A 12815-nucleotide genomic window follows, 5' to 3' on the forward strand; every position below is an offset into this window, starting at 1 on the left:
CGAACCATCATGCACCTAGTCTATCGCAACCATGGTCAGATATTGCTTAAGTGACCTCCATCGAGGCCTTAGACTTGGCTACAACACATTCGCACACGACAAGGAGAACGCACATGAGCGACACCAACGCCATCGGCCTGCATCAAGGCAGCGCCAACCAGCTCGCCGAGAAGCTCAACATCCTGCTGGCGAACTATCAGGTCTTCTACATGAACGTGCGCGGCTATCACTGGAACGTGAAGGGTCCGCAGTTCTTCGAGCTGCACGCCAAGTTCGAGGAGTTCTATACCGACCTGTTGACCAAGGTCGACGAAGTGGCCGAGCGCATCCTGACCCTGGGACACAAGCCGGTGCACGCCTACAGCGACTATGTCTCGATGGCCCAGATCCGCGAGGACAAGGATGTGTATGACGGCAAGGCCTGTGTACGCGGCGTACTCAAGGGCTACCAGACCCTGATCGAGCTGCAGCGCGACCTGCTTTCGACCGCCTCGGACGCTGACGACGAGGGAACCGCCGCCCAGGCCGGCGACTATATCCGCGAGCAGGAGAAGACCGTCTGGATGCTCAACGCCTACCTGGGCTGAGCGTCACTCTGGCGGAGCCGGGCATCGCTCGGCTCCCTGTGCCCTCATGATCATACGCCGACAGTCAGCTTGACGATTCGCAACATTCTCCCCCTTGTCCTCGACGCCATCCGCTACAACCCTATCAAGGGTACACAGACGCGACTCGCCAATCACGCTGGCGGAGCCAGCAAACACTGCTTGCAAGGAGGTAGCTCATGAGCGAGAAGCTGAAAGGCAAGACCGTGGCCATTCTGGCCACCGACGGTTTCGAGGAGTCGGAGCTCAGCGAGCCCAAGGCGGCACTCGAGCGCGAGGGCGCTACGGTGCACGTGATCGCGCCGGACAAGGACAGCATCCGCGCCTGGGCGAAGACCGACTGGGGTCCCTCCTACGACGTCGACCGCCACCTGGATCAGGTCAATGCCGAAGACTACGACGCGCTGGAGCTTCCCGGCGGGCTGTTCAACCCCGATGCCCTGCGCCAGAACCAGCAGGCGCTATCATTCACTCGGCGTTTCTTCGAAGCTCACAAGCCGGTCGGCGCGATTTGCCATGCCCCCTGGGTGTTGATCAATGCCGGTGTCGCCAAGGGCCGCCGCATGACATCCTACCCCTCGGTGGAACAGGACCTGCGCAACGCCGGAGCCGAATGGGTCGACCAGGAAGTCGTGGTCGATAGCGGCCTGGTCACCAGCCGCAAGCCCGACGATCTCGAGGCATTCTGCAGCAAGCTCGTCGAGGAGATCGCCGAAGGCAAGCACAGCCACCAGCACGCCTGAGGCAGCGACGCCTCATCTGCCGCCGCCCGCCCTTGGCGGGCGGCGTTTATACGAGGTTCCGGCGCCTTGCTACGCTGAGTCGCTGGCCAGATCTTCAACCAAAGCCCGCAACAACTCCCAGAACTCCTCCACCGAACTCAGCTCCACCCGCTCGTCGGGCGAATGCGCCCCGCGGATCGATGGGCCGAACGAGATCATCTCGAGCCCAGGGTACTTGCCGGCCAAGATGCCGCACTCAAGCCCCGCGTGAATCACCTTGACCGCCGGCTCGCTACCCACGTGCTGACGATGCAGACGACAAAAGCGCGCCAGCAAGGCGCTGTCGGGCGCCGGCGTCCAGCCGGGATAGGCATTCTCGACCCGGGTACGCGCACCGATGAGATCGAACAGGCCGCGGAAGCGGTCGGCCATGGCCTCCACCGCGGTGTCCCGCAGCGAGCGCACCAGGGCACAGAGATGAAAACGGCCCGCGTCGAGGCTCACCACGCCAAGGTTGTTGGAGGTTTCCACCACGCCGGGCACCGTGCTGCTCATGCGCTCCACGCCGTAGGGCGCCACGTTGAGCGCCGCCAGCAGCATGTGGCTGGCATGGCCATTGAGCGCTTGGGCGGGCTCAGCCTCGAGCGGCGTCATGCTCAGCGACAGGTTCTCGTCGACCCCTGCCAGCTCGCCGCGCAGCACCTGCTCCAGCGCCGCCACGCGGCTCTGGGCAGCACTGACCTCATCGGCGGGCAGTACCAAGGTGGCGAAAGCCTCGCGCGGGATGGCGTTGCGCAGAGTGCCGCCACGATAGCTGACCAGGCGGATGTCATAAGCCTCCAGCACCCGCAGCACTCGGACCAGCAGGCGGTTGGCATTGCCGCGACCGCGATGTATGTCGATGCCCGAGTGACCTCCGACCAGCCCAGTCAGGGAGAGCTGCACAGCGACTTCGTCGGCTCCCGGTTTCGCCGTGGGCAGTTGGGCCTCGACCACGATGTCTGCACCGCCGGCGCAGCCGATGAACACTTCGCCGCGGTCTTCCGAGTCCAGATTGAGCAGCACGCCACCCTCGAGCCAATTCTCGGCCAACTGCAATGCGCCGCCCATCGATGATTCCTCCTCGAGGGTGAACAGTGCTTCCAGCGGACCGTGAACCAGCGTTGCGTCCTCAAGGAGCGCCAACGCCGCCGCCACGCCGAGGCCATTGTCGGCACCCAGCGTGGTGTGCCGGGCCTTCAGCCAGCCCTCATCGATGTAGGTCTCGATCGGGTCGCGGGCAAAGTCGTGGGGATGGTCGGCGTTGGCCTGGGCCACCATGTCGAGATGTCCCTGCAGAATGATGCCCGGGGCGGCCTCGTGTCCGGGTGTGGCCGGCTTGCGAATACGCAGGTTGCCGAAGTCGTCGCGGTCGTGGGCAAGCCCGTGCCGCTCGGCCCACTGCTCGAGAATGGCCACCAGCTCGGCCTCGTGTTCCGAAGGCCGCGGCGTATTGCACAGGGTGCGGAAGTGGCGCCACAGCGGCTGCGGCGTGAGTTGCTCGAGATGTTCGTTCATGATCCGTCTGCGTAAGGATAACCGGGCTACCTTACCCGGCCGCTGGCGCCGGGAAAAGCCCGCTCAGAACATGGCCGGGTCGCCATCGAGAAAGCGGGCCACGACACTACGCAGACGATCCATGACCTGACGCCTCCCCTTGGCACCGGAGCGGGCCGCCAACCAGGCCATGTCGCGACCCTGGAAGGCCCAGGCGGCCAACCAGGCAAGCTCGTCATCGCGACACCCCGCCGTTGCCGCACGTTGCACCAGCCCCTGCAGGGCAGGGCGCACCAGGGCGGGTTCGCGATGACCATGGGCGACATCGAAGATATCGCTGCGCTCACCATCGCTCAAGGGCTCAGGCATCCCTTCGGCCAGCAGCGCCAGCGCCACCTGGGGATCGAGCTCGGCCAGCTCGAAGGCCAGCAGGGCGGGCAACAGCCGCTGAAAGCGTTCCGTCAACGTCTCGGCCAGCGTCTCTCCCCCGGGAGAGAGCGGAGCGACGACCATGACGGCGTATTCACCGGTGGAGGTCTCCCGCGACAAGCCCAACCGCACGGCGCGAAAACCCAATGACTGCCAGAACGACAGCAGTCCCGGTTCGGCACCGAAGCTGGCTCCCAGCAGGTCGATGCCCGCCTCGCGCGCAATCTTGCGTTCATGTTCCAGCAACCGCCGCCCCAGCCCCTGACAACGATGCTGTGGATTCACCGCAATGCGTTGCACGCGACGCAGGCGTGCCGTCAGCGCCTCGCGGGAACCGGCATGGGCAGCCAGCGATTGCGCCAGCAGATGGCCGGGCAGGCGGCGCTCGCCCCGTGCCACCCGCTCGGCCAACTCGGGCTCGAAGCCCCCCTCCTCGGCACACACCGCAACGGCCTGGGTATGGGCGCCATCGGTCAGGGTCGTGACGTTGAGCCCCGGCTCGTCGAGCAGCCGCTGCAGATCGGCCGGCGTGGTGCGATAGTGCGCCTGCACCAGCAGACCGAATATCTCGCCCAGGGCCGCCTCATCGGCGGCAAGTGCCGGGCGCTGCCAGCGCACTGTCTCCAGTGTCGCTGCGGCCATGGGCGGGGGCGGTTCGGCATCGAGCAGCAGCAGGTCGCTGACCAGCCGCTCAAGCGGATCGCCCTCGGTCCAGCGCACCGGCGCCGCCAGGTGAAATTCACGCCAGTCGGGGGCCTGCCGCTCGAGCCGTTGGCGAAAGCGCAAGGCGAAACCGCGCCCGGAGCCCTCGTAGCCGTACACGGTAGTGGCGAAAGCGATGCGCGGAAAGGCCGCGAGCCACTGCCCCAGCATGGCCGCGGGAATGGCGGCGGCCTCATCCACCAGCAACCAGCTGCCCTGGCCGCCGGCCTCGCCGCGCTCGACCCTGGCGCTCAGCTCATCGGGTGCGATGAACTCCACGCACCCGCCCCGGGGGTCGACGAAGCGATTGCCTTCGCGCCGGCCCAGCCGGCACAGCGCCTCCAGGCGATCGAATAGTGCCACGACCGCCTCGGGGCGCGGTGCCGTCACCCAGATTCTCTCCTGGCGCGCCTCCATCAGGCGCGCGCAGGCAATGCCGAGCGCCGCGCTCTTGCCTCGGCCGCGGTCGGCGGTGAGGACCAGCGGACGACGACGACGCAGGCCGACCAGGCGCCTCACGGCCTCGGCCTGGTCGGACGTCAGGCAGTCCGGATCATTACTGACACGACCCGAGCGGGGTTGTGACGCGCCAAGCTCGGGCAGTAGAGGAGGACCGCCCGCCGGCCAGCGCACCACGCCGGCGGCCTGCGACAGCCGCCGACACAGGCGGGCCATGTAGCGGCTGGTAGCCGCAGCATGTGGCGGCGTCAGCAGTACCAGCAGGCCACCGGCACGCAGAGTGCCGCTCAGGGCACCGAAGGCATCCGCATCGAAGCCGGCCTCCGGCGAGGCGGCATCGAACACGATCAAGTCGTGCTCGCCACCCAGCCGCATCCTGGCTTTGGCGGGAGGCAGCCAAGCCTCGTCGAATGGTGCCTCGGGCGATATCGGCGATACCCAGCAAGGCATCAACCAGTCATGCGCCTGCCACAGGGCGGAAGCCTGGCGGCGGGACGTCTCGGGAGCCCCGACCAGCCAGACCAGGCCACGCCAGCCGCAAGCTTGCAGCCGCTTGCGCCAGTCGTTGAGGCTCTGTGCAGCTGCCGTCTCGGTCATCTTTCGTGCTCCCGTTTCGATATCCGCAAATGGCCCTCCTGACCTCTCGGTCATGACAAATCGCTGCTATAGCACCCAGCTGCATATAACTTTAGTCTATTCTGTTATCTAGATCGCCATTTGCCTAACGTCGTAATTAACAGAAAACTTGCGAATAAAGGCGCATCGTGTCGTGGATTTACCCCATCTCGCAGTGGTTGATGGAAAAGCATCCCGACTGAAGTCGATGCCTCACCTCGGCGCCCTATCGATTCCCTCAATGCAGCATGCTAGCTTGTCGATGTTTGCCGAGCGGCCATAGCAGTGATCGCAGTGGCCCGGGCGCCTCCCGTGCACGTCGGCACGGCGCTTCTTACGCGGCAATACAACAAGACACAATAAGGGAGCACAACATGAAAAAAACGAAGACGCAGTTCGCCCTCACCGGTCTGGCTGCCGGCATCGCCCTGGCAGCCTTCGCCTCCTCCGCCCAGGCACAGGAACAGTGGACCATGACCACCACCTGGCCGGACAACCTGGATCTGATCGAGATCGACCGCCACTGGGTGGAGCTGGTCAACCAATTGGCCGGCGACGAGCTGCAGATCGAGTTTCGCGCCGGCGGCACGCTGATGCCCGGCACCGAAGTGTTCGACGCCACCGAGACCGGCAGCATCGAGGCCGCAGGCGACTGGCCCGGCTACTGGGCCGGCCTCTCCCCGGCCTTCTCGCCACTGGCCACCACCACCAGCCTGTTCAATGGCGTTGACTACCTCAACTGGATCATGCAGTGGGGTGGCTGGGAGCTCTATCAAGAGGTTTATGGCCAGTACAACATGGTCTACCTGCCCTACGGCATCACCAATAACGAATCCGGCTTCCGCGGCGGCACGCCGATCGAGAGCATCGCCGACCTGGAGGGCAAGCGCCTGCGCCTCTCCGGCCGCGATCAGGGTCGCGTACTCGAGCAGTTGGGCGGTTCCCAGGTCACCCTGGCGGGCGGCGAAATCTACCAGGCCATCGAGCGTGGCGTCGTCGACGGTGCCGAGTTCTCCACGCCCGGAGTCGACTACAAGGCCGGCTTCAACGAGGTCGCCGACTACTGGTCCGTACCGGGCTGGCACCAGTCCGCCAGCGTATTCGGCGTAATGATCAACAAGGACGCCTGGGACGCTCTCTCCGAGGAGACCCAGGAGAAGCTGAAGATCGCCGCCGAGGCCAACCTGGCCTGGTCATTGGCCTGGTCGGAGCGCGAATCCACCGAGGGTACGGTCAAGTTCATCGAGGATGGCACCGAGATCAACCAGCTATCCGAGGAGGACCTGGCCCGTATTCAGGAGATCACCAACGAGGTCATCATCCAGGGCGCTTGCGAGGATCCGATGCACGCCAAGGTCTACCACTCCATGATCAGCTATATGGAGCACTACGCAAACTGGCGCGATGTTTCGGTGCCTTACAACATGAGCCGCGTAACCGAAAATCTTCCCCCGCTGGAGGAGATCGAGTCCTGCATGAATCAGTAAGCGGATCAGGGTGGGCCGCCTGCGGCCCACCCTTCTCGCCTCACGACGATACGCCAATCCGCCTCTACCCTGACCGATTCCGAGATCCTCATCATGAATGCCATTGCCAGGGCCATCGATGCCCTTAACGAGGGGTTCGGACGTTTGATCGCCCCGCTACTCGCCGTGATCACCCTGATCGTGATCTACGACATCGCCATGCGCTTCCTCATCGGGCGTCCCAGCGACTGGGCCTTCGATGTCACCAAGATGCTGTTCGGCGCACACTTCATGCTGATGGCCGCCTACGGTCTGCGCCACCACGCGCATGTCGAGGTGGATGTACTCAAGCGCCTGCTGTCGCGGCGTAAACGAGCCCTCATCGATATTCTCGGTTACTTGATCTTCTTCATTCCGTTCATCTGGATGCTGCTCACCTACGGCTGGAACTTCTTCGAGCGCTCCTTCAGCCGCAGCGAAACCACCTACGGCATGATCGCCATCCCCGTCTATCCGGTTAAGGGCGTGATCGTGGTAGCCGCCGCGCTGATCCTGCTGCAGGCCATCGCCATCGTCATCCGCGCCGTTCAGGAACTGAACCGGGAGGAGCCAGCATGAGCCCCGAAATGCTCACCTTCTTCATGTTCGGCGGCCTGCTCGTCGGGCTGTTCATGGGTCATCCGCTGGCCTTCGTGCTGGGCGGCGTAGCGGTGCTCGGAGCGCTGTTCGGCCCCGGCATCAAAGTGACCGGCACGCTGATCAACAACATCTATGGTAACGCCATGGACAACTACGTCCTGGTCGCCATTCCCCTGTTCGTCTTGATGGCACGCTTCCTCAACGACTCCGGCGTCACCGAGAAGATGTTCGAGTCGATGCGCCTGCTGCTCGCCAACCTGCGTGGCGGCCTGGCGCTGACCGTGGTCATCGTCTCGGTGCTGCTGGCGGCCACCACCGGCATCGTCGGCGCCTCCATCGCGGTAATGGGTATGATCGCACTGGTGCCGATGCTCAAGTACTCCTACAACAAGGAGCTCAGCACCGGCGTGATCATGGCCAGCGGCTGCCTCGGTATCCTGATCCCGCCCAGCATCATGCTGATCCTGATGGCCAGCTATTCGCCGGTCTCGGTGGGTGCTCTCTTCGCCGGCGCCCTGGTGCCCGGCGTGATGCTCGGCGTGATGTATGCCCTCTACGTGCTGGTAATCTGCCACTTCAAACCCAGCTACGGTCCGCCGGTGCCGGCCGAGGAGCGCGCCGACGTCTCCACCGGCGAGCTGATGGTCATGCTGCTCAAGTACGTGCTGCCGCCGATGGCTCTGATTCTGGGTGTCCTGGGGTCGCTGTTCGCCGGTATCGCCACCGCCACCGAGGCCTCGGCCATCGGCGTGTTCATCGCCTTCGTGCTGTTCTTGATCTTCGGCGACCGCAAGGCATCGACCTGCTACCGCACCCTGATCGATGCCAGCAAGACCACGACCATGGTGATGCTTGTGCTAGTAGGCGCCACGGCCTTCACCGGCGTCTTTTCGCGCGGCGGCGGCATGCAGGTCATTCACGAGGTGGTCATGGCGATGCCCGGCGGCACCACCGGGGCGCTGATCCTGATGCTGTTCCTGGTCTTCATCCTCGGCATGTTTCTCGACTGGACCGGTATCGTGCTGCTCAGCTTCCCGATCATGCTGCCGATCGTCGACAGCATGGGCGTGGATATCCTGTGGTTCGTGGTCATGGTGGCCGTGGTGCTGCAGACCTCTTTCCTCACACCGCCGTTCGGCTACGCGCTGTTCTACCTGAAAGGCGTCGCCCCGCCAGGAGTCGAGACGCTGGATCTCTACCGGGCCGTCATCCCCTTCGTGGCGCTGATTGTGCTGGCCTGCGTGCTGATGGCATTCTTCCCGGTACTGGTGACGGGCCTGCCGGCGATGCTGCTGGGTAGCTGAATACCGTGCACGGATTTGGATTTAGCGCCCACATCACAAGCTGTGGGCGCTTTTCCTTGATGCCGGTCAGTTAGGGCAAGCTGCAGCCGCACGCGGCAACTGGTATCATTTTCGGCCGCTACCGCCTCGCATTACTGCGCCGCCGCGCCGGCCAGTGAAGGAGTTCCCGCTTGTTCCGATCCGCGACCACCGGCCTTATTTCCCTGTCTCGCCGCCTGAGCCCTTGGACCCTGTTGATGCTGGGCGTGGCGCTCGTCGTCGCTCTGCCGGTCATCGTGGTCATGGCGCATGTCGTGATGCCGACACAGGGTGTCTGGCAGCACCTGGCCAGCACGGTGCTGGGTCGTTACCTGGGCAACACCTTCTATCTCGCCGTTACGGTGGGGCTCGGCAGCATGGTGATCGGCACCGGCACCGCCTGGCTGGTCGTCATGTGCCGCTTTCCGGGGCGACGAGTCTTCGAATGGGCTCTGCTGCTGCCACTGGCCGTGCCTACCTATGTGATCGCCTACGCTTATACCGACTTTCTGCAATACGCCGGCCCCTTGCAGAGCTGGCTGCGCGAACTCTTCGACTGGGGGCATGGCGACTACTTCTTCCCCGATATTCGCTCGCTGGGCGGTGCCGCCACGCTGATCACTCTGGTACTGTATCCCTACGTTTATCTGCTGGCCCGGGCAGCGTTCCTGGAGCAGTCGGTATGTGTGCTCGACGTCGGGCGTACGCTGGGGCGCGGTCCGTGGAACCTGTTCGTCAGCGTGGCCGTGCCACTGGCACGTCCGGCCATCGTCGGCGGCGTCTCGCTGGTACTGATGGAAACCCTCAACGAGTTCGGCGCAGTGCAGTTCTTCGGCGTCGATACCTTCACCACCGGTATCTACCGCACCTGGTTCGGCCTGGGAGAGCAGGTCGCTGCTGCCCAGCTCGCCGCCTGCCTGTTGCTGTTCGTTATCGCACTGGTACTGCTGGAACGCTGGTCGCGCGGCAAGCGCCGGTATTTCCATACCACCGGTCGCTACCAGCAGTTGCCCGAGTATCGACTGCGCGGCTGGCGGGCCACAGCGGCCTTCACGGCCTGCGCCCTGCCGGTGCTCATCGGCTTTTTGATTCCCAGTGGACTGCTGCTGCAGATGGCCGTTGCCAAGGGCGATGCCCTGTTCGGCACTCGGTTTTTCGACTTCGCCTGGAACAGCCTGATGCTGGCCGTCATCGCCTCGCTGATTGCAGTGGGCCTGGCGGTCATCCTGAGCTATGGGGTACGCCTACACGATAGCCCGCTGACGCGAATCGCCACGCGGATCGCCTCGATGGGCTATGCGATTCCCGGCTCGGTAATCGCGGTAGGTATCCTGATTCCCTTCGCCTGGCTCGACAATACCGTCAATACCTGGCTGCACGTCCACTACGGCAAGATCGTCGGGCTGATCTTCAGCGGCTCGGCGTTCATCCTGGTATATGCCTACGTGGTACGTTTCCTGGCAGTGTCGTTCAATACCGTGGAGGCCAGCCTGGGCAAGGTGACGCCGAGCATGGACGCCGCCTCGCGCACCCTCGGCCAGACGCCGGCCGGCACGCTCAAGCGCGTGCACACGCCGATCATGCGCGGCAGCCTGATTGCTGCAGGCATTCTGGTCTTCGTCGATGTGATGAAGGAACTGCCGGCGACCATCATCCTGCGCCCCTTCAATTTCGATACCCTGGCGGTAAGAGCCTATAGCCTGGCCTCGGACGAACGCCTCGCCGAGGCCTCGACGGCATCATTGGCCATCGTCGCCGTCGGCATCGTTCCGGTGATCCTGCTGAGCATGGCCATGCGCCGTTCGCGCCCTGGTTCAGGCAACCATCACTGAGCGAAGACGAAGACCTGGGAGAGGTCGAGGTGGATGTCCACGCGCTGTCCCTCGGCTGGCAGGAAAACGCCGGGCACCCTGGCATGCAGGTGGGCTTCGCTGCCATCCGCACCGTGAGCACAGATATGCAGCAAGCTGCTGCGCCCGAGCAGCTTGGCCATGACTACATGGCTGTAGCGATGCTCCGGCGTCGGCTCGAAGTGCTCGGTGATGCGCAGCGCCTCGGGACGGATCATCACCAGTGCCTGGCTCCCTTCGGGTAGCCAACCGGCCTCCACCGGCCCTACCGGTGTCTGCACACGGCCGCCCTGCACCGTACCGCTCAGCTCGTTAACCTCACCGAAGAACGCCACGACGAAGGGATCGCAGGGTGCACAGTAGAGTTCCCTGGGTGTGCCCATCTGCACGATACGCCCGTCGCGCATCAGAGCGATGCGGTCGGCCATGAACATGGCCTCTTCGGGGTCGTGGGTCACCAGCAGAGTGGCGGCGCCGACCTTCTTGAGCACGTGCAGGGTATCGTCGCGGATGCGGTCGCGCAGTCGCGCATCGAGGCTGGAAAAGGGCTCGTCGAGCAGCATCAGCTGCGGGGTCGGAGCCAGGGCGCGGGCCAGCGCAACGCGTTGCTGCTGCCCGCCGGAAAGCATGTGCGGGTAGGATTCGGCATAGGCAGCCATGCCCAGCTGTTCGAGCAGGGTCAGCGCCCGCTCACGGCGCTGCCGCGGCGGCTCGCCCTTCAGCCCGAAGGTGACGTTCTCGATGACCGTGAGATGCGGAAACAGCGCCGAATCCTGGAACGCCAGGCCGACGTTGCGCTTCTCCGGCGGTACATGGCGCCCGTTGGGCACGGCGATCTCGCCGCCGTTGAGGGACACTCGCCCCTGCTGCAGCACCTCGAGCCCCGCCGCTATACGCAGCAGAGTTGTCTTGCCGCAGCCCGACGGCCCCAGCAGGCAGACGACCTCGCCGGGAGCCACGTCCAGGTCGACACCACGCACGGCAGCCAGACTGCCGAAGGTGTGGTGTACCCCCTCCATGGTCAACGCGGTGGTCTGGCGGTAGGGAGCGTGTCCGACTTCCGTTGGCTTCGATTGGCTAGTCATAGAACAGGCGACATGATCCGAGGGGAAATGGCTACTTTCATCCTACCCGAAATGTCCAGCAAATACGTTTGGAATTAACTCGCATTTGGCAATTTTTTCGCATTCTCTTGCTCCCGGTCAGCTTCACCGCAGCCCGCAAGCCAGGGCTACTTGCGTGAGGCTTGACGACTTCTTCACAAAAGGCTTCAATAGCGCTCAACGTAATGCAACGTATTATCATTACCCCAAAAACTGTTACGTCAGGCTCTCGAGGTGCAACCATGACCCACCGCCATCGTCTCGTCGCTCCGCTTGCCGCCGTGCTGGCAAGCTCCGCACTGGCATCCACCGCCGTCGCCGAGGAAATCAACCTCTACTCGGCCCGCCACTACGACTCCGACGAGAAGCTCTACCAGGCTTTCACCGAGGAGACCGGCATTGAGGTCAATCTTCTCGAGGGCGACTCCGACCAGCTGATCGAGCGCATCCAGCGCGAGGGCGTGGCCAGCCCCGCCGACGTGCTGATCACCGTGGATGCCGGCCGCCTGTGGCGTGCCGAGCAGGATGGCATCTTCCAGAGCGTCGAGTCCGAGGTGCTCGCCGAGCGTCTGCCGGATGCCATGCGCCACCCCGAGGGCAAGTGGTTCGGCTTCAGTCAGCGCGTGCGCGCCATCTTCTACAATCCCGAGAATGTCGATCCCAGCGAGATTACCTCCTACGAGGAGCTGACCGATCCGCGCTGGGAAGGCGAGGTGTGTATCCGCTCCTCGAGCAACATCTACAACCAGTCGCTGCTGGCCTCACTGATCAAGCACCACGGCGTGGAAGGGGCCGAAGAGTGGGCCCAGGGCGTGGTCGACAACATGGCGCGCGATCCCGAAGGCGGCGACACCGACCAGATCAAGGCAGTGGCAGCCGGTGAGTGCGACCTGGCCGTGGCCAACCACTACTACTACGTGCGCCTGCTCCAATCCGAGGAAGCCGCCGACCGCGAAGTGGCCGAGAAAGTCGGCATCGTGTTCCCCAACCAGGACGACCGCGGCACTCATGTCAACGTCGGTGGCGCCGGCGTAGTCGAAGGCGCCCCCAACCGCGAGAACGCGATTCGCTTCCTTGAGTTCCTGGCTTCCGACGAGGCCCAGGAGATATTTTCCGCCGGCAACTACGAGTTCCCCGTGGTCGAGGGCGTGAAGATGAGCGAGACCCTGGAATCCTGGGGCGAGTTCAAGAAGGATGACCTCAACGTCAATGTGCTGGGCGAGAACAACCCGGAAGCGATCCGTATCTTCGATCGCGTCGGCTGGCGCTAAGCCTGAGCTGACAAGCTCGAACCGAAAACGCCACCGCAGCCGCGGTGGCGTTTTTCATTCAATCCCTGGGTGGTGAAGGAGAGAGCTGAGTCACGA

10 protein-coding genes are annotated in these 12815 nt (G+C 64.1%); 7 read left to right on the forward strand and 3 right to left on the reverse strand.

Features of this window, described 5'->3' with window-relative positions; genetic code table 11:
* The first annotated feature begins 113 nt into the window (after window positions 1-113).
* Both HNO52_RS19250 and HNO52_RS19255 read left to right on the forward strand, forming a co-directional pair.
* Window positions 114-587: a Dps family protein gene (locus HNO52_RS19250; RefSeq protein ID WP_197566786.1), complete on the forward strand. Its 474-nt coding sequence runs from the start codon at window positions 114-116 to the stop codon at window positions 585-587.
* Between the two features lie 197 nt (window positions 588-784).
* The gene (locus tag HNO52_RS19255; protein WP_197566787.1) at window positions 785-1348 is read left to right on the forward strand and encodes a type 1 glutamine amidotransferase domain-containing protein; all 564 of its coding nucleotides are present in this window, start codon (window positions 785-787) and stop codon (window positions 1346-1348) included.
* Window positions 1349-1417: 69 nt separating this feature from the next.
* On the opposite strand, the gene pepD is transcribed toward HNO52_RS19255, so the two are convergent.
* Both pepD and HNO52_RS19265 read right to left on the reverse strand, forming a co-directional pair.
* Entirely contained in the window at window positions 1418-2884 is a 1467-nt protein-coding gene (pepD, locus tag HNO52_RS19260) for a beta-Ala-His dipeptidase (RefSeq protein ID WP_197566788.1), read from the reverse strand.
* A gap of 63 nt (window positions 2885-2947) precedes the next feature.
* Window positions 2948-5050, reverse strand: coding sequence for a tRNA(Met) cytidine acetyltransferase TmcA (locus tag HNO52_RS19265; protein ID WP_197566789.1), 2103 nt, complete (start codon window positions 5048-5050; stop codon window positions 2948-2950).
* 392 nt (window positions 5051-5442) lie between these two features.
* On the opposite strand from HNO52_RS19265, the gene dctP reads away from it, so the two are divergent.
* The 4 genes from dctP to HNO52_RS19285 all read left to right on the forward strand — a co-directional run bounded on the left by dctP (window position 5443) and on the right by HNO52_RS19285 (window position 10327).
* Window positions 5443-6555, forward strand: a complete 1113-nt coding sequence (gene dctP, locus HNO52_RS19270; RefSeq protein ID WP_197566790.1) for a TRAP transporter substrate-binding protein DctP — start codon at window positions 5443-5445, stop codon at window positions 6553-6555.
* Between the two features lie 93 nt (window positions 6556-6648).
* Window positions 6649-7152 (forward strand): TRAP transporter small permease subunit, encoded by a 504-nt coding sequence (locus HNO52_RS19275; RefSeq protein ID WP_197566791.1) that lies wholly within the window; start codon window positions 6649-6651, stop codon window positions 7150-7152.
* Window positions 7149-8477, forward strand: a complete 1329-nt coding sequence (locus tag HNO52_RS19280; protein WP_197566792.1) for a TRAP transporter large permease — start codon at window positions 7149-7151, stop codon at window positions 8475-8477. Before HNO52_RS19275 ends, HNO52_RS19280 begins: the two co-directional genes overlap by 4 nt.
* A gap of 236 nt (window positions 8478-8713) precedes the next feature.
* Window positions 8714-10327, forward strand: a complete 1614-nt coding sequence (locus HNO52_RS19285; protein ID WP_232090841.1) for an ABC transporter permease — start codon at window positions 8714-8716, stop codon at window positions 10325-10327.
* Here HNO52_RS19285 and HNO52_RS19290 read toward each other — a convergent pair.
* Window positions 10321-11430, reverse strand: coding sequence for an ABC transporter ATP-binding protein (locus HNO52_RS19290; protein WP_197566794.1), 1110 nt, complete (start codon window positions 11428-11430; stop codon window positions 10321-10323). The two genes, HNO52_RS19285 and HNO52_RS19290, sit on opposite strands and share 7 nt — an antisense overlap.
* 260 nt (window positions 11431-11690) lie before the next feature.
* On the opposite strand from HNO52_RS19290, the gene HNO52_RS19295 reads away from it, so the two are divergent.
* Window positions 11691-12719 (forward strand): Fe(3+) ABC transporter substrate-binding protein, encoded by a 1029-nt coding sequence (locus HNO52_RS19295; RefSeq protein ID WP_197566795.1) that lies wholly within the window; start codon window positions 11691-11693, stop codon window positions 12717-12719.
* Window positions 12720-12815 lie beyond the last annotated feature (96 nt).

Source organism: Halomonas sp. MCCC 1A13316 (genome assembly GCF_014931605.1).
In the GTDB taxonomy this organism is placed as follows: domain Bacteria; phylum Pseudomonadota; class Gammaproteobacteria; order Pseudomonadales; family Halomonadaceae; genus Halomonas.

Bases quoted from the DNA above. Each gene is read 5' to 3' on its own strand.
- HNO52_RS19255 (WP_197566787.1), top strand. From the start codon at position 785: ATGAGCGAGAAGCTGAAAGGCAAGACCGTGGCCATTCTGGCCACCGAC.
- HNO52_RS19295 (WP_197566795.1), top strand. From the start codon at position 11,691: ATGACCCACCGCCATCGTCTCGTCGCTCCGCTTGCCGCCGTGCTGGCA.
- HNO52_RS19290 (WP_197566794.1), bottom strand. From the start codon at position 11,430: ATGACTAGCCAATCGAAGCCAACGGAAGTCGGACACGCTCCCTACCGC.
- dctP (WP_197566790.1), top strand. From the start codon at position 5,443: ATGAAAAAAACGAAGACGCAGTTCGCCCTCACCGGTCTGGCTGCCGGC.
- HNO52_RS19275 (WP_197566791.1), top strand. From the start codon at position 6,649: ATGAATGCCATTGCCAGGGCCATCGATGCCCTTAACGAGGGGTTCGGA.
- HNO52_RS19285 (WP_232090841.1), top strand. From the start codon at position 8,714: ATGCTGGGCGTGGCGCTCGTCGTCGCTCTGCCGGTCATCGTGGTCATG.
- HNO52_RS19265 (WP_197566789.1), bottom strand. From the start codon at position 5,050: ATGACCGAGACGGCAGCTGCACAGAGCCTCAACGACTGGCGCAAGCGG.
- HNO52_RS19250 (WP_197566786.1), top strand. From the start codon at position 114: ATGAGCGACACCAACGCCATCGGCCTGCATCAAGGCAGCGCCAACCAG.
- HNO52_RS19280 (WP_197566792.1), top strand. From the start codon at position 7,149: ATGAGCCCCGAAATGCTCACCTTCTTCATGTTCGGCGGCCTGCTCGTC.
- pepD (WP_197566788.1), bottom strand. From the start codon at position 2,884: ATGAACGAACATCTCGAGCAACTCACGCCGCAGCCGCTGTGGCGCCAC.